Source organism: Deferrisoma camini S3R1, assembly GCF_000526155.1.
Lineage (GTDB): Bacteria > Desulfobacterota > Deferrisomatia > Deferrisomatales > Deferrisomataceae > Deferrisoma > Deferrisoma camini.
The window spans coordinates 3719822-3740441 of the sequence record NZ_JAFN01000001.1 but is presented as its reverse complement, the minus strand read 5'-3'; the positions used below and the strand labels follow the sequence as shown (position 1 = coordinate 3740441).

At 71.4% G+C, this 20620-nt stretch carries 11 protein-coding genes; 6 read left to right on the top strand and 5 right to left on the bottom strand.

What is annotated here, in order from left to right; genetic code table 11:
* Position 1 precedes the first annotated feature (1 nt).
* Together DEFCA_RS19800 and DEFCA_RS0116480 are read left to right on the top strand one after the other, a co-directional pair.
* A complete protein-coding gene (locus DEFCA_RS19800) occupies positions 2–1171 on the top strand; it encodes an HlyD family secretion protein (RefSeq protein ID WP_169709626.1) in 1170 nt (389 codons plus the stop codon).
* Between the two features lie 175 nt (positions 1172–1346).
* Entirely contained in the window at positions 1347–1880 is a 534-nt protein-coding gene (locus DEFCA_RS0116480; protein ID WP_025324106.1) for a thermonuclease family protein, read from the top strand.
* 4 nt (positions 1881–1884) lie between these two features.
* Here the strand turns inward: DEFCA_RS0116480 and DEFCA_RS0116475 are convergent, their stop codons facing one another.
* Positions 1885–3183, bottom strand: a complete 1299-nt coding sequence (locus tag DEFCA_RS0116475) for a two-component system sensor histidine kinase NtrB (protein WP_025324105.1) — start codon at positions 3181–3183, stop codon at positions 1885–1887.
* Positions 3184–3573: 390 nt separating this feature from the next.
* Between DEFCA_RS0116475 and DEFCA_RS0116470 the strand changes: the two genes are divergently transcribed.
* On the top strand, positions 3574–5433 hold the full coding sequence (locus DEFCA_RS0116470; protein ID WP_169709625.1) for a M48 family metallopeptidase: 1860 nt from the start codon (positions 3574–3576) through the stop codon (positions 5431–5433).
* Entirely contained in the window at positions 5430–6257 is an 828-nt protein-coding gene (locus DEFCA_RS0116465) for an ATP-binding protein (RefSeq protein ID WP_025324103.1), read from the top strand. Before DEFCA_RS0116470 ends, DEFCA_RS0116465 begins: the two co-directional genes overlap by 4 nt.
* Positions 6258–6282: 25 nt before the next feature.
* Here the strand turns inward: DEFCA_RS0116465 and DEFCA_RS24405 are convergent, their stop codons facing one another.
* Positions 6283–7557 carry an ATP-binding protein gene (locus DEFCA_RS24405; RefSeq protein WP_169709624.1) on the bottom strand — a complete coding sequence of 425 codons (1275 nt, stop codon included), beginning with the start codon at positions 7555–7557 and terminating at the stop codon, positions 6283–6285.
* A 982-nt stretch (positions 7558–8539) separates the two neighbouring features.
* Here DEFCA_RS24405 and DEFCA_RS0116455 point away from each other — a divergent pair.
* Both DEFCA_RS0116455 and DEFCA_RS0116450 read left to right on the top strand, forming a co-directional pair.
* Positions 8540–9544 (top strand): hypothetical protein, encoded by a 1005-nt coding sequence (locus tag DEFCA_RS0116455; protein WP_169709623.1) that lies wholly within the window; start codon positions 8540–8542, stop codon positions 9542–9544.
* Between the two features lie 33 nt (positions 9545–9577).
* Positions 9578–16849, top strand: coding sequence for a CAP domain-containing protein (locus DEFCA_RS0116450; RefSeq protein ID WP_169709622.1), 7272 nt, complete (start codon positions 9578–9580; stop codon positions 16847–16849).
* Positions 16850–16945: 96 nt separating this feature from the next.
* Here the strand turns inward: DEFCA_RS0116450 and DEFCA_RS0116445 are convergent, their stop codons facing one another.
* The 3 genes from DEFCA_RS0116445 to DEFCA_RS21000 are packed head-to-tail and all read right to left on the bottom strand — an operon-like array spanning position 16946 to position 20606.
* On the bottom strand, positions 16946–18145 hold the full coding sequence (locus tag DEFCA_RS0116445) for an MFS transporter (protein WP_025324099.1): 1200 nt from the start codon (positions 18143–18145) through the stop codon (positions 16946–16948).
* Complete coding sequence (locus DEFCA_RS23725; RefSeq protein WP_025324098.1) at positions 18127–18912, bottom strand: phosphatase PAP2 family protein; 786 nt, start codon at positions 18910–18912, stop codon at positions 18127–18129. Before DEFCA_RS23725 ends, DEFCA_RS0116445 begins: the two co-directional genes overlap by 19 nt.
* The gene (locus DEFCA_RS21000; protein WP_025324097.1) at positions 18912–20606 is read right to left on the bottom strand and encodes a VTT domain-containing protein; all 1695 of its coding nucleotides are present in this window, start codon (positions 20604–20606) and stop codon (positions 18912–18914) included. Before DEFCA_RS21000 ends, DEFCA_RS23725 begins: the two co-directional genes overlap by 1 nt.
* Positions 20607–20620 lie beyond the last annotated feature (14 nt).

Here is a 20620-nt window from a genome sequence, read left to right as displayed (position 1 = left end):
CATGCGACTCACGAAACTGCGTCCTCAGGTTCGCACCCCCTCCGAGAGGGAACGGAGACGGATCTCGGTGGGCAAGGTGATTTACTTCGGGGTTCTCGTCCTCGCGGCAGCGGTGCTCTTCCGGCTGGGGTTCCGGAAGCTCTGGTACATCGAGGGGAAGGGCTTCGTGCGGGGCGCGTCCGCGCTGGTGCAGACCGTGGACCGGGGCCGGATCCTCTGGTCGGGGGCCGAGGTGGGCCGGCGGGTCGAGGCCGGTGAGGTGCTGGCGCGCCTCGGCCCCGACTCCGCCCCTGCCGGTCTCCCCCGGACCGGTCCAGAGGAACGGGAGGCGGTGCGGGCCGAAGTCCGGAGGCTCGAGGCCCGAGCCCGAGACGAACGCCGGCAGGAAGCCCAGAGGATCGCCCGGGAGCGGCAGACCCTGGAGGACCGGACGGCCGACCGGGAACGGCGCCTGGCCGTACTGGAGGCCGAGGCGGCGCGACGGCGGGCCGCGCGGGAAGCCGCGGAACAGGAGCGCGCCCGGTGGCGAAGGCTTTACGAGCTGGAAGCCATCTCCCTGGAGGAGTACCTGAAACGGGCCCCCCCAGCCCCGCCCCCCGCCGACGACGACGCGGAGCTCCAGGCCCTCCGGGCCGAGCTGGCCCGGCTCCGGGAGCGCCTCCGGGCGCTCGGGGCGCGCAGCCCCCGGGCCTCGGAAGAGACCCGGGCCCGGCTCGCCGACGCGCGGCGCCGGGCGGCCTCCCTCGCAGCAGGGGCTGACCGGCACGGCTCCCTGAGGGCCGAAACGGTGGAACTGCGATCCCCCCTGGGCGGGGTGGTGGGCGAGGTGTTCCGCCGAACGGGCGAGGTGCTCCGGGAGGGCGAGGCCCTGGCGCGCGTGGTGGACCCCGGCTCCCTCCTCGTGGAGGCGTGGTTCCCCCCCGCAGAGCAACCGCGCCTCCGGACGGGAACCCGAGTCACGCTGGTGTTCGCCACGGGAGCCACGGGGGCCGGCCGGATCGAACACGTGGACCCCACGGTCACCGACGTGCCGCCGGAGTACCAGAAACGATACGAGCCCCTTCAACGGGCCGTCCGGATCACGGTGCGGCCCGACGAACCGGCCGCCCATATCGGCGCCCTGGACGCCAAGGTCGCGGTCCGGATCCCGCGTTTCGCTCCGACCCCGTAGGAAGCCCCGTCCGGTCCCTGCGAGGCCGCCTAGAGAGACTAAAAAATCTTTGGGGCCTCGGCCCGTGAGGCGGGCGGGCGCTCCAGCAGACCCCGTGCCCGCGGGGGGGCGAGAGTTGCTTGCCCTGAGGGGCCAGGAAACCGAAGACCGGCGACCGTTGACCGGAGGCTGTACGATGCGTTGCCGCCCACACCGAAGCCACACCTCGAGAAAGCTGGCCGTCGCCCTCCTGTTGGCGCTGGCTGCGGTGGCCGCGGCGGCGGGTCAGGCGGAACGGGCTCCGATCCGGGTCGTGCACGTGATCGACGGCGACACGGTGGTGGCCCGGTGGGCCGGGCAGAAGATCCACGTGCGGCTGCTTGGGGTGGACACCCCGGAGAAAGCCCGGGAGGGCAGGCCGGCCGAGCCGTTCTCCCGCCGGGCCACCGAGTTCACCCGGGCGTGGATCGGCCGGGCCGAGCGGGTGGATCTGGAGGTGGCCGGCGACCGGATCGACGCCCACGGCCGGATCCTGGGGTTCCTGTGGCTCCACGTGCCGGGGAGGAGGGAGCCGGTAAATCTGTCGGAGGAGATCCTCAAGGCAGGGCTCGGTCGGGCCATCCGGTTCTTCGACTACCCCGGAAAAAGCCGGTTCCTCGCCCTGGAGGCCGAGGCTCGGCGGGCCCGCAGAGGGATCTGGGGGATCGGGCGAAGGAGCCGCGGGAGATGACGGGTCACGAACCCGGGCACGCCGGCAGGGCCACGCCCACCGTCGTACCCCGGCCCGGGGCGGAGTCGATCCGAACGGCTCCGCCGAACCGGCGGGCCACGCCCCACACCACCGAGAGCCCCAACCCCCGGCCCAGGAACTTGGTGGTGAAAAACGGGTCGAAGGCCCGCCGCCGGGTCTCCTCGTCCATGCCCGGCCCCGTGTCCGCCACCTCCAGCAGTACGTAGGGCCGCCCCCCTTCGATCTCGAAGAGCTCGGCCCCGGCGAGCCAGGCCTCGGCGTCGTCCAAAAGCCTCACCCGCACCGCCACTTCGCCCCCGGCCGCCACCGCCTCCAGGGCGTTGGTGATCAGATTGAGCACAACCACGCGCATCTGCCCCACATCGGCGCACGCCGCCGGGGTCTGGGGGGCCGCCTCGACCCGCAGATTCACCCCTTCCGGCACCAGATCGGCCATTTCGTCCGCCACCTGCCGCGCCACCCCTGCCAGGTCCACGGTCTCGGGCGCGGTGGGTTCGGCGCCGGCGTAGGCCAGCAGTTTCGCCACCAAGTCCGCGGCCCGGCCCGAAGCAGACGCGATCCGCTTGAGGGACCGCCTCACCGCCTCGGGGCGGGTGGTCTGGAGAAGCCCCAGCTCCGCGTTTCCCTGGATGATCATGTGGAGGTTGTTGAAGTCGTGGGCGATGCCGGCGGCGAACCGGCCCAACGCCTCCAGCCGTTCCGCCTGCCGCAGCCGCTCCTCCAGGCGTTCCCGCTCCCTACGCGCCCTCACGAGGTCGGTGATCTCGCCGCCGTACGCGTGCACCCCCCGGCCCGAGAGCACGGGCAGGAAGTTCCAGGAGAACCACCGCTCGCCGCATCGGGTCTCCAGCCGCCGCTCGGGCTGCCCCGTGGACAGACACCGCACAACCACCTCCCCGTGACCCGGGGGCAAGAGGTCCAACGGAGACGACAGCCCCTGCTCGGTGGCGAACGAGCGAGCCGACGCGTTGGCCCACACGAACCGCCCTTGGCCGTCGAACGAGACCACCGGACCCGGGCTCTCCTCGGCCAGGGCCGCGAGCCACCGGTCTTCCCGACGGCCCCGCCCGGCGCAACACCGCACCAGCCAACCCGCCCCGGCAGCAACCACGGCGACCAGCACCGCGCCCTCCACCCGCCGAAAGCGCAGCAGATCCTCCACACCGAGCCCCAGCCCTTCCAACCAACGGTCCGAGGCCACCAGCCACGCCATGCCCAGCGCGGCAACCGCGCCGACCGCCACCCACGCCGCCCCGGCAGGGGACCGTTCCCCGAACCTCATGAGGAATCCTTTCCCCACCCCACGGACACCGCACCTTCCATGTAACTTCCGCTAGGACGTTAGGAGGCTGGGACGCTGGGAGGTTTGAAAACCTCCCGGATTGCCCGACGTTCTAGGCATTACCATGCCTCTTCGCCTCCACCTCATGGTCCGGGAGGCATGGGGTCTGCTGGAGAGCCGCGCGCGGCCGGAAGCAGGCCGCATGCCTTGTCGCCGAAACTCCAGTGTGAGCCGCGCAAGAAGTTCCTTTTTTTCACGAACAGGTCGCCTCGTGGCCTACCACAGTTTCAAATGCATACCATAAATGCATACCACGTTCCCGGTCGTTTACCAGCGCCCGCCCGACCCCCTGGTGCCGGGGGGCCGTGTTGGGGGTACAATGGGCCCGCCATGTACGGAAACGTTCTCGTATTTCTGATCGCGATCGCGATACAGGCGCTGGCCCCCCGCGGAGGTGAGCCCACCTGGACCCTGTCGGCAGCGGGGCACATGGTGCTGTACCCGGCCGTGACCTGGGCCGCGCTGCGGTGGCGGTTCCGCCGTCTCATGGCCCAGGCGCTCCACGACGGAGTCGAGGCGGCCCACCTCCGCGCCCTGTTTCCCGGGCTCCTCCAGACCTACCAGGCCGTCATGCTGGTGCCGTTCGCGGCCGTGTGCTACGCCACGGACTACGTGGGGTTGGTGGTGGAACCGGCCGCCGGGCGGTCCGAGATGCTCGCGAGCGTGCTCGGCATCCTGCCGTTCGTGGCGCTCCTGGTCATCCTGTGGTGGGAGGCATACCCCCTTCAGGGCGTGCTCCTTGGAGGGGAGCACAGCCGGGCCCGGTTCGCCTGGAGCCACGCCCGCATGGAGTTGCCGATCCTGGCGCCGTGGATCGTGCTCATGGCGCTGTCGGACGCCCTGCGCGCCCTGTGGCCGGCCGGCTACGCGGCCCTCGAGGCAAACCCCCTCTTGCAGCTCCTGTACGCGCCGGCGTTCCTCGTGCTCCTCGGAGTGTTCCTCCCCGCCCTGGTCAAGGCCATGTGGGGATGCGAACCGATCCCACCGGGCCCGCTCCGGGCCCAGCTCGAGCGGCTGTCGGCCCACCTGGGGCTCCGGGTGCGCGAGATGCTCTACTGGCCCCTCCTGGAGGGGCGGGTGCTCACCGCCGGCATCGTCGGACTGGTGCCCCGGTACCGGTATCTGCTGATCACCCCTGCCCTGGCCGAGTTGCTTCCCCCCGACGAGATCGACGGCGTGGTTGCCCACGAGGCCGGCCACGTGCGATACCGCCATCTCTGGTACTACCTGTTCTTCTTCGTGGGGTACGTGGGGCTCGTCGGGGTGTTCTTCCGGCTCGTGGAGGCCGCCTTGGCCGGGTGGGGGATCGCCGATCCCCAGTTCCTGCGCAACCCGCGGGCGGACCTGGTGGTGTCGGCCTCCACCACGGCCGGCCTGCTGCTGCTGTTGGTGGGGTACTTCCGGGGTCTGTTCGGCCGCCTGAGCCGGGCCTTCGAGCGCCAGGCCGACCTGTTCTCGCTGGAGGCCCTGGGCCGGCCCGAGCCGGTGGTCGCGGCCCTGGAGCGGGTCGCCCGGTACTCGGGCGACATCCGCGACCTACCCAGCTGGCATCACGGATCCATCGCGGAGCGGGTCGAGTTCCTTTGGGCGGCCGCCCGGGACCCCCGGGTCGGCCGGGCCCACCACCGTCGGGTGCGGCGGCTCATCGGTCTCACCGGGGCCGGGGTGGTGCTGACGGCCGGGCTCGCCGTGGCGCTCCACACCGGCCCCCTGAACCGATCCCTGAACCGGTTCGTCGCCGAGCAGGGCCTGGTGCACCGGGTCGAAAAGAATCCCCGGGACGCCGGCGCGTGGTTCGTGCTGGGGAACCTGTACTACGAGGCGGGCGACGAGGCGAAGGCGGAGGAGGCCTACCTCCGGGTGATCCGGCTCGACCCCAACAACGCGGAGGCACTGAACAACCTGGCGTGGCTCTACGTCACCACGAAGGCTCCGGACCTGTTCCGGCCGGAGCGGGCCCTGGCCCTTGCCGAGATGGCGGTACGGCTCAAACCCTCCCCCCACATCCTCGACACCCTGGCCGAGGCCCGGTTTCGGGTGCGGGACTTCCGGGGCGCGGTCGAGGCGGCGCGGGCCGCCCTGGCCCGGGCGAAAACGAACCGTTCCTATTACGAGGCCCAGCTCCAGAAGTTCAAGGCCGCCGTCGAGGACGGCGGGCGGGCGCGGGCTTCGGGCGAGAACGAGGGGTGACCGACGCGATGCAGGCGCTTCTCGAAAGACTCGATCGTCTGGCGGCACTGCTGGCGGGGGCGTCCCCCGGTCCTCCCCCACCCCCCGCCGCCGACCACCGGGCCTTCGTGTGGAAGGGCCGGTTCGAGCCGGTGGCTCGGGTGGCCGAGGTGGACCCCGCCCTCCTCGTGGGCGTGGAGCGGCAGAAACAGGCGCTCTACGAAAACATCCGCCGGTTTCTGAGGGGCGCGCCTGCCCACGACGTGCTCCTGTGGGGCGACCGGGGCACGGGGAAGTCGTCGTTGGTGCGCACGTTGTTCCGGGTGTTTCCCGAGCTGGCGCTGGTGGAGGTGCCGGAGCCCCGAATCCCCGAGCTCCCGTCGGTTCTCGAAGCCCTGGACCGGGACCCCCGGCGGTGGGTCGTGTACCTGGACGACCTCTCGTTCGCCGGCACCGACGACCGGTACCGGGAGCTCAAGGTGCTGCTGGAAGGGGGGCTGCGGGCCCGCCCCGAGAACACCCTGGTCGTCGCCACCTCGAACCGGCGGCACCTGGTGCCCGAGCGGTTCCCCAACGACGGTGAGATCCATCCCCAGGAGGGCGTGGCCGAGGCGATCAGCCTGGCCGACCGGTTCGGGCTGTCCCTGGGGTTCTACCCCTTCGATCCGGCCACCTTTCGCGAGGCCGTGGCCCGGCACCTGGCGGCGTTCGGGGTGGAGCCCCCGGCCGGGTGGGAGGCCGAGGCCGAGCGCTGGGCCCTGGAGCGGGGCATCCGGTCGGGCCGCACGGCCCTGCAGGCCGCCCGAGAGATCGCGGGGGACCGGCTTTTCGGGCAGGGCGGCTGACCCGACCGCGGTCCGAGGGATGGTTCTACCGGCGACCTGTCGGTTCTCCGGGCGATCCTTTCGTGGGGCTGGGCGCCGGCGGCAGGTACATCCGGAACACGGTGCCCCGGCCGGGCTCGGACTCCACGGTGATCCGCCCGCCGTGCTCGGTCACCAGACCGTGGACCTGTGACAACCCCAGGCCCGTGCCCTCGCCGGGCCCGCGGGTCGTGAAGAAGGGATCGAAGATCCGCGGCCGGACGTCGGACGGGATCCCCTCTCCCGTGTCCCGCACGGTCAGCCGCACCCATTCCCCCTCCTCGGGGGTCCCGGGCTCAACCGGCTCCGCCGGGAGCCGAACCCGGTCCGCAGCGAAGGTCAAGCCCCCCCCTTTGGGCATGGCGTCCCGGGCGTTCACGGCCAGATTCACCAGAATCTGCTGGATCTGCACCGGATCCGCCCACACCCTGAGATCGCTCCCTTCGGGGATCTCCACCCGCACCTCCACCGCGTCGGGCAGGGTACGACGAACCATCTCCCCGACCTCGGGGACGAAGGAGCGAAGGTCCAGCACCCGGCGGTCGGGTGGGGCCCCCCGCCCGAAGTCCAGGAGCTGGTGTACCAGCCTCGCCGCCCGATGGCCCTGCTCCCCGATCACCTCCAGCGCCCTGCGGACCCGGTCGGGGACCCCCGGCAGGTCCCGGAGCATCTCCGGATAGTTGCACACGGGGGTCAGGAGGTTGTTGAAATCGTGAGCGATCCCGGCGGCCAACTCACCGAGGGCGGCCAGCCGCTCCTGCACCCGCAACTCCTGCTGACGCCGCCTCTCCCCGGTGAGGTCCCGCACCAGGGCCAGGACCTTCGGCTCCCCCGGCAGCCCCTCCAAGCGCCGGAGTCGCACCTCCACCGGAAACGTGGTCCCGTCTTTCCGGCGGGCGGTCCATTGGAAATCCTGCGGATCCCCCGCCTTGGCCCGGCGGATCCGCTCCATGGCCTCCTCGGGGCGCATGTCCGGCCCGCTCGCCTCGACCACCCCCACCCGCCGGGCCTCGTCCCGGGTCCACCCGAACGTCCGGAGCACGTTCTCGTTGACCTCCTCCACCCTCCCATCCGCGCCGTGAAGGAAGATCATGTCCGGCACCGCGTCGTAAATGGCCTGGAGCAGGGCGTTCTTCTCCCGGAGTTCCCACGTGCGGTCCCGAAGCCGGACCTCCACGAATTCCAGGTCTTGCGCCCGTTGAGCCAGGGGCTCGTTGGTCGCACGGAGTGACCGGAGTTCCTCCTCCAAAGCGGCCACCCTCATCCGGATATCGTCAGCCACCACGGTTCTCCCCTCCCCTTCGGGAGCCTCCACGCCCCCCGGGCGATCCCGTGAACTGGGTTTGTCGCACTTCACGCCCTCTCTCCTCCGCCTGGTCGGTGTCTGCCTCTCGTACCAAGTTGCCATTCATCGGAATCCGGGTTATCCGGGGTGCTCGGATCGCCGGAGAGCCACCCACCCAGGAACACCGAGGCCGCAACCCCGCCGCCGAGTCCGAGGGGCTCTCCGAATCCCTTCACGAATCGGGCCAGGTCTCGGCCCGACCGGGCTCTTCCCGCGAGGACCCGCCGCCGTCCCCCCCCGTCCGCGAGCATGACGCCCCCCACCGAGCCCGCCGTCAACGCGAGCCGGCGCCACTCCTGCCCACCCCACCGAGCGGGAACCGTGACGTACGCTCCCGCGTCCCGGCCGAGACGCCCCGCCGTTCCCTCCGAACGGGCAACCCCCGACCACAGGGGGAGCAAGAGTAGGGCCCAGAGCGTGGCGCGTCTTCTCATGATAATTCCTCATCCTACCCTCATCCCGCCGGCCCGTCGATAACTGACTCTTTCAGTCTATATTTTGAGAAAGAGATTTCCCACCCGAGGAACCGAACTACTCACCCCTCTGCCCTCTTGCGACCTGCTCGCGGCTGAGCGGGCCGGTACAGACCTTGCAAGTTTTTCAAAACCCGTGAAACGTTCGAGGAACATCATGCGGGGGGCACAGGAATGACCCCGGAGGTACGACTAGGAGGAGGCACATGGGTGCGCGGATCCGAGGCTGTTACCCCTCCCCCGGCGGCTGGATGCGGATCGCCTTGGCAGGGATGCTCCTGTTGGCAGGCGTGTCCTGCGGCGGGGGAGGCTCCGGGGGGGGAGACTCCGACCCGACCGTTGACCCGCAGGTTGCCGACGAAACCGGGCCCAATGGAAGCTCGCTTGAGCCGCCGGCCGGGGGCGGAAAAGGGACAGCACCGTCGATCTTGCCGGGATTCTCCGAGGTGAACCTCTACTCCGCCGACAGCCCCCTGAACCGGCCGATCTCCCAAGACCCGGCCATCGATCCGGACTCCGACGCCATGGTGCGGCTCCTCCAAGCGAGCGGGGAGCTCGTGATTCAGGTGCGGCAATACTCCTCACCCGTGTACATCGCCGACGCGTCCACCCCGCGGCGCACCGTGGAGCTGCCGTGCGGCCCGTGGTGGGAGCTCGGCGCCTCGCGCATGACCGGTGTCCCGATTCCCGACAGCGCAGAGCCGACCCTCGACGTGGACGGCTCCGACAACCCGGTCCCCCCGGACACCACCACCTGCGGTGAAAACGCCGACCAGGACAACAACCTGATCGTGCTCGACCTCCAGACCCGGTGTGAGTACGACTTCTGGCAGTTCCGGTGGGTCGGCGACCAGGCCGTGGCGAGCTGGGGCGGGGCGGTCTCCCTCGATGGCACCGGGATCTACCCGGGAGGCCTTTCGACCCGGGGCTCGGGGTTCGCTTTCTTGGGCGGGCTGATCTGGCCCGACGAGCTGCAGGCCGGCCGGATCGAGCACGCCCTCGTGTTCAACTACCCCTACACCCGCGCGGGCGGTCCCGTGGCGCCGGCCACGGCCACCGATGGGGTCTGGGACGGCACGGAAGAGGAGATCCGGGACCTCGCCGGTCCGGGCGCCGTGCCCATGCCCGAAGGGGCCCGGCTCCAGCTCGATCCGGAGTTGGACCTCGACACCCTCGGGCTTACCCCCTACGAGAGAACCATCGCCCGTGCGCTCCAGGAGTACGGCATGTTCCTCGTGGACACGGGCGGAGGCTCGGGGATCGGGCTCTACGCCATCGACCCCCGAAGCGTCGAGGGAAACCCGTACGACGGGGTGTTGCCAGACGGGGACTTCGTCCCGCTGCCGAACATTCCCCTGGACCGATTCCGGGTGCTCAGAACCGGCGAGATGGACCTGGACTGGCAGAGCAAGGCGGCCCTCCCCCAGGGCCCATGCGCCACGTTCGAGTAGACGACATCGCGGGCGGGGCAAAGGAGTGAAATCATGCGCCGAGTGTCTCGACCTTTGTCCCCCGCCACGGTGGCGATGCGTTGCGTTGCCGTCCTCCTGCTGACCTTGGGCCTCGCCGCCTGCGGAGGAGGGGGTGGAGGAGACGCCACGGAAGAGACGGGGGGCGGAGCCGGGGAAGGTGCGGGCGGCGGGGCGGTGCAGCTCGCGGTCACCCCCCAGCAGCAGACCGTGGACATCGGCACCTCGGTGCAGCTCAGCGCCTCGGCCGAGGCCGACTGGTCGGTGGTGGAGCCCGGGGGGGGCACGGTGGACACCTCAGGCCGGTACACCGCTCCGCTCGTGCCCGGCACCTACCACGTGCGGGCAACGGCCAAAGCGGATCCGTCGGTCACCGACGAGGCGGAGATCACGGTAAGGGTGGGGGAGCAGTGGCTCGCCTACCTGAATCTGTTTCGCTCAGGCACCCGGGCCCCTGCCTCCCGCCGGGCCGCCCGCGCCGGCACATTCCTCCCCGCCGTGGCCGAGGACGCCGACCTGAGCGTCGGCGCCCTCAAGCACGCCAAGTACCTGGTGGCGAACGACACCTCCCACCCCGAGATCGATCCGGACGGCAACGTCCACGACGAGGAGCCCACCAAGCCGGGGTACTCGGCCGAAGGGCAGACCGCGGCCCAGAAGGGCAACGTGGTCAAGTCCGAGGACGCGGCCATGGACAGCGCCCGGGCCTTCGACGCCTGGATGACCGGCCCGTTCCACGCCCTGGGCATCCTGGATCCCCGTCTCGAGCGGGTGGGGTACGGCATCTGGAACGAGGCGGACGGCACGGGATGGCAGTCGGCGGCCGTTCTGAACGTGCTCTCGGGCCTCGCGGACCAGGTGCCGGACGGGGTGAGTTTTCCCCTGTTCTTTCCCGGGCCGGACGCGGTGGTGCACCTGCTGGAGTACCCGGGGTTGGAGAGCCCCGACCCCCTTTCCGGCTGCGATGGATTCACGGCACCCACGGGGCTCCCCCTGGTGGTCCAGCTCGGCTCGGATCCCTTTGGGACCAACGTTCCCGACGTCACCGCGGTGTCGCTCCAAGCCGGGGGGGGCACCGACCTTGAGGTCTGCTGGTTCGACGAGGCCACCTACACCAACCCCGACCCGGACGACCAGGACCGCGGGCGGCTCGTCCTCAACACCCGCGACGCCGTGGTGATCGTCCCCCGGGCCCCCCTGGAGCCCGGCCAGACCTACACCGCTTCGGTCACGGCCGACGGCACGACGTACAGCTGGAGCTTCCGGACCTGGCCTCCGGTCACAGGGGACTTCGCCCTGGTGCCCGCGCCGGGTACGGTGCTTCCCGGGCAGGCCGTTTCGTTCCAGCTCGTAGACGCCGGCGGATCCCCGGCGACGGACGCCCGCTGGTTCGTGAACGGCGAGGAGGGCGGCGGCGCCGACGCCGGCACGATCGACCCGGCCGGCACCTACACCGCGCCCTCGGACCCCTCGGCCCCGGTGGTGGTCACGGTGCGAGCCGAAAGCGCGACCGCCCCCTCGGCCGCGGCGGAGACGACGTTCACCGTGGCCTCGGTGGGGATCACCCTCAACCCGACCACCGCCGTCCTGGACCCGGGGGGTACCACGGTGTTCACCGCCGCGGTCGCGGTGAACCCGGAGGGCGCCCTTTCGGACACGGCTGTGGAGTTCCTGGTGGAGGGGATCCTCGGGGGCAACGCCACCGTGGGCACGGTCTCGGACTCCGGGCAGTACGCCGCGCCGGCCAGTCCGCCTCCGGCCGGGCAGGTCGCGGTCACGGCACGGCTCAAGGCCCTGCCCCAGGTCGCGGCCTCGGCCACGGTGACCTTTCGGCAGCAGCAAGCAGGGGGAAGCGGGGGAGGCACAACGCTCTCGCTCGCGCCTGCGGTGTCCCAGGTGGCCCTGGGAGAAACCGTGGGGTTCGTGCTGTTCTCGGGCGCCGACCCCGTGACCGACCCGGTCCGGTGGCTCGTGAACGGCGTGGAAGGGGGCGATGCCACCTACGGCTCGATCGCGTCCGACGGCACCTACACCGCGCCGGCGGGCGCCCCGCCCGGTGCGGTCACCGTGCGGGCCGAACTGGAGTCGGATCCGACGCGGTTCGCCGAGGTCACCTTCACGGTGTCGGCCCCAACGACGGTCTCCATCGCCCCGGCCGAGGCCACCGTGCCCCTGGACGGCCGGGAGACCTTCACCGTGACCACCGAGCCGGCGGGCCAGGCCGTGATCGTTCTGGTCAACGGCGTGGAGGGGGGCGACACCCAGGTGGGCACGATCGAGGAGAGCGCGGACGCGCCCGGCACGTACACCTACCACGCGCCGATCCTCATGCCAACGGCCGGAAACCAGGTCACGCTCGAGGCGCGGCTGGCCGGCGATCCCACGGCGAGCGCGTCTGCCGCCGTGACCCTGGTGGCCGAACCGGCGGACATCCAGGTGGCGATCGATCCGCAACCTCCGCGGGTGGGGCTGGGGGCCACGGTGACGTTCACGGCCACGGTCACGGGAGCGGTGAACACGAACGTGCGCTGGTTCGTGAACAACGTGGAGGGGGGCGATCCGGCCACCGGGACCATCACCGACGCCGGGGAGTACAAGGCGCCGCCGCTCATGCCCACGAAGCCCCTCACCATCACGATCCGGGCCCAGAGCGTGGAGGACCCCACCGCCTTCGACGAGGTGTCGTTCCCGCTCATGGAGCTCGTGGCCGACCCGGGGATCGTGCGGTCCACCCAGGCGGGTTCGAGCCACGCGATCTCGCTCACGGCAGAGCTGTCGGACGGGACCTCGGTGGATCTCACCAACGACCCCGGCATCCAGGCGTCCACGGACAACACGGCGGTGGCCACCGCATCGGTCGCCCCCCCCACGGTCACCATGGGCAGCGAGCTCGGCCGCACCACGGTGACGTTCACCGACACCACGACGCCCGGCTCCCCCCAGGCCGGGGTGATCGTGGTCTCCGACACCGACTACGTGCTGGAGGTCACCCCGGACGCGGTCTACGGAGCGGTGGAAGGCTACCAGAAGCCCATCCAGGTGCTCCTAGAACCCCAGCGGGGGCCCCACGCCGGTGGGGCCTACGACCTGGCGCCCACCGACGCGGTGACCTACGAGGCCCTCGATTCGAACGGCTGGGTCCAGCCCCGGGAGAGCCCCGTGGATCCCCTGCCGGACCCCACCACCTACGTGGCCTACGTGGACGCGGCCGCGGGCCGGGTGGTGTTCGGCCGCAAGGTGGGGGTGGCCGCGTTCCGGGTCACCGAGAGCCAGACCGGGAAGAGCGCCACGTTCACGGCCGAGTTCCTGGGGCTGGAGGTCACCCCCTGGATCGTGAAGGCCGATGGCGTGGAAGGCGCGGCCACCAACGCCGGCGACGTGGTGGTGACGCCCGAGGGAACTCAGGGCTTCAACGAGACCGTGGCCCTGGCGCTCTTCCTCAAAGCCACCGACAGCCAGGGGCAGACCCTTTTGCCCGACGAGCTCGCCGCGCTTCTGGGGGATGTTCGGGGGAACTTCCGGGTCGCGGCGGACCAGGGCGGCTTCCTGCCGCCGGGGCTGGAGGCCCTCTGGCACAACACCGCAGGCGGGTTCGGCGGTAGCATCACCGTCGCCGACCCGCCCATCGTGTACGAAGACGGCACGGACCGGGTGGCCGAGGTGGAGGTCCGCACGGAGACCGTCACGGTTTCCGGCCTGGTGCCCGCTCCGCAGATCGGGGGCATCCTCGACCTGCCCGGCCAGAACCCGGATCTCCAGGGCACGGTGCACGTGCTCGCCGACGTCGTGCCCCGGGCCGTGGGCGACGTCACCGTGACCCTCGACCTGACCGGCACGGTGCTCCTGTACCGGGGGCAGCGGATCGCCACGCCGGTGCAGTTCACGGTGACCGGGGCCTTCCCGGAGCCGGACACCGTGAACGTGGGCCCCACGAACATCGGGCCCACGGGCTCTCCCTTCTACGTCAACGTGAGCTACGCCCCCGCCGTCGTCGGCCTCACCCCGGTGGTGGAGTACCGGCCGCAGGGGGGCGGCGGGGGATGGACTCCGGCGCCGTTGCTCACCGGGACCTTCCCCGGCTCCGGGATCGGAGGCGGCTCGGGGCTCACGTCCCAGGGCACCGACGGGTTCGTGGCCGCGTTCGACTCGAGCCAGGCCGGCACCTACGAGTTCCGCATCCGGTACCTGGAGTTCCCGGACGACACCGGCTACGCGGTGCAATCCACCGAGGTGGTCACGGGAAGCGCCTCCACGTGGGCCGAGCGGACCGTCCAGGACTTCTCCGAAGGCGCGCTCCAGCCCGTGAGGGTGTGCACGAGCGCGGATAACGGCGTGGAGGTAGACTTCTCCTCCAGATCTTTCACGCTGTACCGCCCGGACGGCAGCCAGCAGTCGAACGCCCTCACCTTTACGGTGTTGAGCGGGGGGACGAATACCACCTCCTCGACCACCGAGGTCGCAAAGGGCGGGTGCGCCGAACTCCAGCCCCAGCTCGCCGTGGCTGCCGAGCCCGGGGATGTGATCGCGGGCTCGTTCTTCTACACGGAACTACCCAACCAGGCTGCCGGGACGATCGAACTCGTGTTCGGGGGCGCCTCCCTCGTAGCCACGCCGGCGGTGCAGCTCGCCCCCTCGGGGCACTCCGGGGCGTTCCAGGCGACCTGGCGGCTGAAGGGAGGAAAGAGTTTCGCCGACCTCCTGGCCGCCGGCACGCCCACCCTCGCCCGGGTGGAGCTGCGGCGCGACGGGCAGGCGGCGCTCGAGCCCTTGGTGGATGCGGTGACGCCAGTGGACGCCAGCACCCTGGACGTGACCCTGACCGTGCCCGAAGAGTACTTCACCTCCGGCCGGGGGAGCTTCGAGCTCCATCTGTTCTTCGGGAGCCAGGGCGAGGCCCACTACAAGGCCGGCCCCCTGGACATCGCCGAGGTCAAGCCCACGGGCGCCGTTCCCACGGTGCTCCCGCTCAATGCCAAATGGCCCGGGGTGGCGGAGCGGGCCCGGGTGCCCGTGGAGGTGGAGGTCACGGGCACCACGCTTCCCGTGCGCGTGACCGCCCGGGTGGAGACCGCGGGCCAGACCACTCCCCTTGCCGGGTTCTCCCGCACGCGCACCCGGACCCCCGGGGTGTACGTTCCCACGTACACCCTGCAGCCCAAGCTGCAGCGGTGGCTTGCGGGCGGGCAGACGGCGCGGTTCGACCTGTACGGTGACCTCACGGACCAGACCACCACAGTGGGCGACCAGACCGTGGATCTGCCCGACGGGCTGCCCGACCGGGTCAGCTCCAACCCGGGGGACACCACGCTCGCCGTGGAGGTGACCCAGCAGGGTCTGGCGCAGACGATCTTGGAGCAGACCCTCACCGTCTTCAACTTCGTGCCCCGGCACGAGACGCTTCGGGCGCCGACGCTGGCCGTGGAGGAAGGAAACCTATCCCGGGACGATGCCTACGCCGCCCTTTCCTTCGAGCCGAACCAGACGACCGGGGAGCCGACCCCTCCGGATCCCAACGCGGCTCAGGAGGTCTGGATCGGGATCGACCACGACCCGGAGAAGGGGCTCGGAGTCCTGGACATGCCGTTCTTCCCCGGCACCCCGGACGACGGCCGGTGGGCGGACTTCGTCGGTGAGCCGGAGCCGTTCGCCCCGGATCCGGTCACCGAGACGATTGTGACCGGGTCCACCCGGCTCACGCCCTTTGGCCTCACATTGGGGGGGGTGTGCTTCGACCCTTGGACGTACGGCAGGAAATCGCCCAACGGGACCGAACTGCTGTCGTTCTTTCCTGCTCCGCCCGACACGATGCTCGACAGCGGCCTTCTGTATCAGCAGGGCGGCGCCTCGGGAGGACGGTTCGCGGGCACCCGGTACCAGGTGATCACCCGAACCCCCGGGGTGGACACCCCCGGGCTCGACTGCGGCTACCTGCGCACGGGTCAGATCTCGGACCTGGGCGACACGATCGGCGAGGAGGCGGTGCGCGCGGACTCGGCCGCCGACGGCCGGGTGGTCACCTTCTCCAAGGACCTGGACGGCCGGGACGTGATCCGCACCGCGTTCCACCTGGGGGGGCCGAACGCGGCCTTCGAGTTCACCACCGACCCGACGGACCCGAGCGGCCAGCCCCTGGTCGAAGCCACCCTCAAGGCGCCGCTGGTGCTGAGCCGCTACCCCCAGGTGGTTCGGGACGACGACATCCGGCTGACCACCCGGGTGGACGCCGAGGCGGCCCTCAAGGCCTCCACGGCCAAGGTGGTCGTGTCCGTGGGGGCGGCGGCCGTGGGCGCCATGCTCACCGCGGCCGGCCCGGCCGGAGTTCTGGCCTCCGCCGGGGTAGCCGCGGCGTTCCAGATCTGGGACAACCAGGCCATGAACCCCAGCACCGGCAAGGGCCTCCCGGACCACGCCCTGGCCTCTTTGGTGAGCACCGCCCAGGGGGCGCCGCCAGGGATCCTCGCCCAGGAGGGCCTGGAGGAGGTGTTCCCCCGGGTATGGGAGCGCCTCACCGTGAACGCCGTGCTCGACCAGGACACCGGCAAGTTCCTCTTGTATGAAACGGGCACCTTCGAACGGGTTCCGGTGAAGAAGCCCTTCGGCGTGTTCACTCAGGCTCCCGAATCCCTCCGGTTCGAGGTGAGCGGCGCCCAGCTCACCGCAGGCCTCATCGCGGGGGTGCTGGCCAACGTGATCAACGACTCCATAGCCCCGGAGAACTACTCGGCCAACCATACGTCCCACGCCTACGCCCTGGACCAGGTGGCCCTGGTGATCCCGGAGAACGCGGTGCAGGGCGACCCCCAGGCCGGGGCCCGGGTGGCGTGGCTCGCCCGGCTAACCCAGTCCGATCTGGACCTGCGCACGGCCCGGATCCTGGCCCGAGCCAGCGCCCGGGCGAGCCGCAAGGGCGGGGGGGCCACGGTCCAGGTGGCCGGGCAGGACCGGAGCGCCCCGTTCTACCTGCGCATGAGGCCGGCGTTCGGGCCCCTCGTGATCGTCGCGGTACCCGGGGGACAGACCCAGGCCGCCCCCTCCGATCTCAGCACGAAGTACCCGGAGGTGGACCCGGCCCAGCGGAATCTCGTGGACTTCCGCGTGCGAGTGGGCGGCTCGGACCCCACCGCGTTCCCGTTCCTCACCACCACCGTGGTGGAGGCAGGCCGCACGAGCCCCCAGGCCACGGCCCGGGTGTTCGTGGACCAGAGCGAGAGCGAGCTGGAGCTGCGGATGATCGATCCGGTGCTGGAGTCGATCTCCGACGGGACGAGCACCTGGATCTCGCCGTAGCCCTGGACCGACTCTTCGGCGGGAGCCTCTTTGCGGGCGGGGACCGGCCGGGAGGCGGTCCGCCCTGGGGACGGGAGGAAGTCCGTGCGCGGCCGCTCAGGCGTTCGCGCCGCCGACGGGACGGCTCGGTACGCCCGCCAGCAGCGCCGCCGCGCCCACTGCCAGCGCCGCCCCGACACCGAAGGCCACCGGAGCCCCCCAGGCCTCCCAGAGGCCCCCGAAAAGAAGGCTCGCAGGCAGGGCGGCGAGCCCCATCGCCCCGTGAACCCACCCGTAGGCGGCGCCCCGGACGCCCCGGGGGGCCAGGGCGGCGGTCCATGCCCTTTCGGCGGGCTCGGCCAACCCGTGATAGAGGCCGTAAGCCAGGAACCACACCACGCCCGCGCCCGGCCCCCGCGCCAGGGCGAAGCCGAGGTAGACCACGGCGTACCACAACCACCCGGCTGTGAGGCACCGTCGCGGGCCTAGCCGGTCCACGATCCGGCCCCCCCAGAGGGTTGCCGCGGTTTTCACCCCGTGGTGGGCCGCCCACAACACGGCCACGCTGGCAGCCGGGGCCCCCAGCTCGGACATCCGGAACAGGAGAAACGCGTCGGTAGAGTTGCCCAGGGTGAACACCGCCAGGGCCAGCAGAAACCGTCCGAAGCCGGGGCCGAATCCCCCCGGCTTTGGGGCCGCGGCCAGGGACGGATCGGGTTGCGGAGCAGAACGGGGAGACTCCGCAACTCCTCGCGCGATCACAACGACCACCGCCGCTGCGGGCAGCGCGGCCAGCCCAAACACGACGCGGAGCGGCACGCCCCAGCCCAGCAGGGCCGCGGCCACCAGGGGCCCCACCACGGCACCCGCGTGGTCCATGGCCCGGTGGAATCCGAACGCCCGGCCGCGCTGTTCGGGCGCCACGGCCTCGGCGATCAAGGCGTCGCGCGGGGACGTGCGAAGCCCCTTGCCCACCCGATCCGAGAACCGCAGTCCCAGCACCCCGAGCCACGAGGAGGCCGCCCCGATCAGGGGGCGGCTCATCCCGGACACCGTATACCCCACCAGCACCAACGGCTTCCGGCGCTCCATCCGGTCGGACCACCGGCCCGACACCCACTTGAGCACCGACGCCGTGGCCTCGGCCACCCCCTCGATCACCCCCAAGGCTCCGGCCCCCGCCCCCAGGACGCCCGTGAGAAACGCCGGGAGCAGGGGATAGATCATCTCGCTCGACAGATCGGTGAGCAGGCTCACCCACCCGAGCGCCCGGACCGTGCCGGGAAGGCGCGGCCGGCTCAGAACTCTCCGGCCCATGCCAGGCCTCCCCCGCCCGGGCCGACCCAGGGCACCAGCCGGGCGGCGGACTCATCCGGGCGGTGCGCCGCCCACCAGCCGGTGGCCGCGCCCAGGGCGGCCCCCGCCGCGACATCGCTCGCCCAGTGGTCGTCGTCGTGGAGGCGCGACCAGCCCACGAGCGCCGCGAGCGGATAGGCCACCCAGCCCGAACCCGGCACCCGTTCGGCCGCCACCGCGGCCACGGCGAAGGCGAACGTGGTGTGGCCTGAGGGGAACGACGAGCGCCCGCCGCCCAGACCGCCCCGGAGCGGCCGAAACGTGCCGGCGCCCTGCCCCTCCCCGGGCCGGCTTCGGCCTGCGGCGACCTTGAGCACCGATGCCGCCGCCAGCGAAAGCACGCCGGCCTCGGCCATGCGAAACCCGGTCTCCCGCACGTCGTCGGCTCCGGCCGCCCAGCCCCCCAGGTACGTGGCCGCGACCACAGCCCCGCCCCAGCCCAGGGGCTCGCCGAGCCCCTTCACCGCCCGGGCGAGATCCCCCGTGAACCCGGTGCGGACGTCTCGTACGGAGACCCGGACGCCCTCGTCGGCCACCCCCACGGCCGCCACCGCCCCCGCGGCGAGCCCGAACCGGCCCCATTCCTCGGCACCCCAGCCGGCCGGGGTCACGGCGTACGCGAGGGCGTCCCGACCAGCCCGGACCGGGTCTCGGCCCACCCCGGCAGAGGCCGAGCTCGCCGACACCATGATGAGGGCGAGGGCCACGGCCAGGAGGGAGACCCGCATCACGCTGCGTTCTCCCGACCGCGCCGGGCAGCCAGGAGGTCCCACGCGCCCACCGCGAACACGAGGAACAGAACCGTACCCGGGACGTGGGTGGCCACGAAGCTTCTCAGATGCAGAAAAACCAGGTTTCCGGCGCGGGCCAGAAGCCCGAACGAGGGCGAAGGAATCCGAACCACCTCCTCGCGCACGCCCCCGGGTCCCACCGTGACCTTCACGTAATGGTAGAAATCGTGCTCGGGGTCGACCCCGACCAGCGGGGCGCCGGCACCCCCCGTCAGGGTGAACGGCACGCCGGCCCACTCTCCCCGGTAGAAGCCGTGAACGTGGGAGCAGTACAGCCTCGTGACCCCCCACCGCCGGAACGCTGCCGCATACTCCCGGGCCTTCGCGTCGTCGGCCAGGCTGTGGTGGAACATCCAGTTCCGGGCGGGCCCCGGCAGCACGGCTTTGAGCCAGTCGAGGTCCGTGCGGTGGCGGGGATCGAACAGCGGCACGTGAAACATCACGAACGTGTGCGCGGCGCCCGATTCCTTCACCACGCGCTCGGCCCAGGCCCACTGGGACGGCGTGAATCCCACCTCGTCGGCGTCGTCCAGCACCACGAACAGGGCGTCGCCCACCCGGAACGAGTAGTAGAATGGGCCAAACGCGTCATAGTACACGGCGCGGCCGCCCTCGCGGATGTCGTGGTTTCCCGGCGCCACCAGGAGGGGCTTCGTGAATCCGCCGATCTGCTCCAAGAAGAACCGGTACTTCTCCCTCTCGCCGTCGAATACCAGGTCTCCCAGGTCCACCGCGAACCGGATGTCGGGATCCGCATCGATGCGCCGGAGAATCTCCGTGAACACCGTCTGGCTGTTGCGGTTGTCGCCCAACACCGCAAAGCTGAACGGCTCTCCCGGGCCCACGGCGGGAATCCGGGCGATCTCCCGGAAGTTCCGGTCGGCCGCGGGCAGCGGTTGGGCGGCCACCGCCGCGTAGTAGACCACACCGCCCAATGCCGCGGCCAGCAGGGCCAAACGAAACCACCGGCGGCGTCCCAGGTACCCGCCGGCCAGGGCCGCCCCGGCCCGCCGGATCCGGTTCCACAGGCCGAGGGCCCGGCCCACCCGAACGAGGGCCCACCCCGCCAGCACCAAGCCGACCGCGGCGGCGAGCACCTGCCAGCGGTGGGCATGGAGGAAGCCCAGGGCCTCCTCCAGGTTCGAGCCGAACACGTACCCCACGAGGACCACCAGGGGAACCGAGAGCACGGCCCCCGTGAGGTCGAGCAGAACGAACGTGGCCGCGTTCATGCCGCTCGCCCCGGCCACAAAGAACACCGCAAACCGCACCCCCGCGACGAACCGAGCGAGGAACACGGCTCCCGCGCCTCGACGGGCCAGCATGTCCCGCGCCCGGTCCATGCGCCGTGGGCTCGCCAGGTACCGAAACGGTCGATGTTTGAGGACGTTGGGACCGTATCTCCGCCCCAGGAGGAAGAGCAGGAGATCCCCGACCAGCACCCCCAGGAGGGCCGCCCCCACGATAGGGTAGTAGCCGGTGCGCCCCCAGCTCACCACGGCCCCGGCCGCCAGAAGGATCACGTCCTCCGGCACGGGAAGCCCCAGTCCCGTGAGCACCAGCAGGAAGAAGGTCACCGGATGGGGATGGGCCGCCAGGAGCGTCAGGATCCGTTCGGTAACCGAGTACACGACTCCCGTCTCCC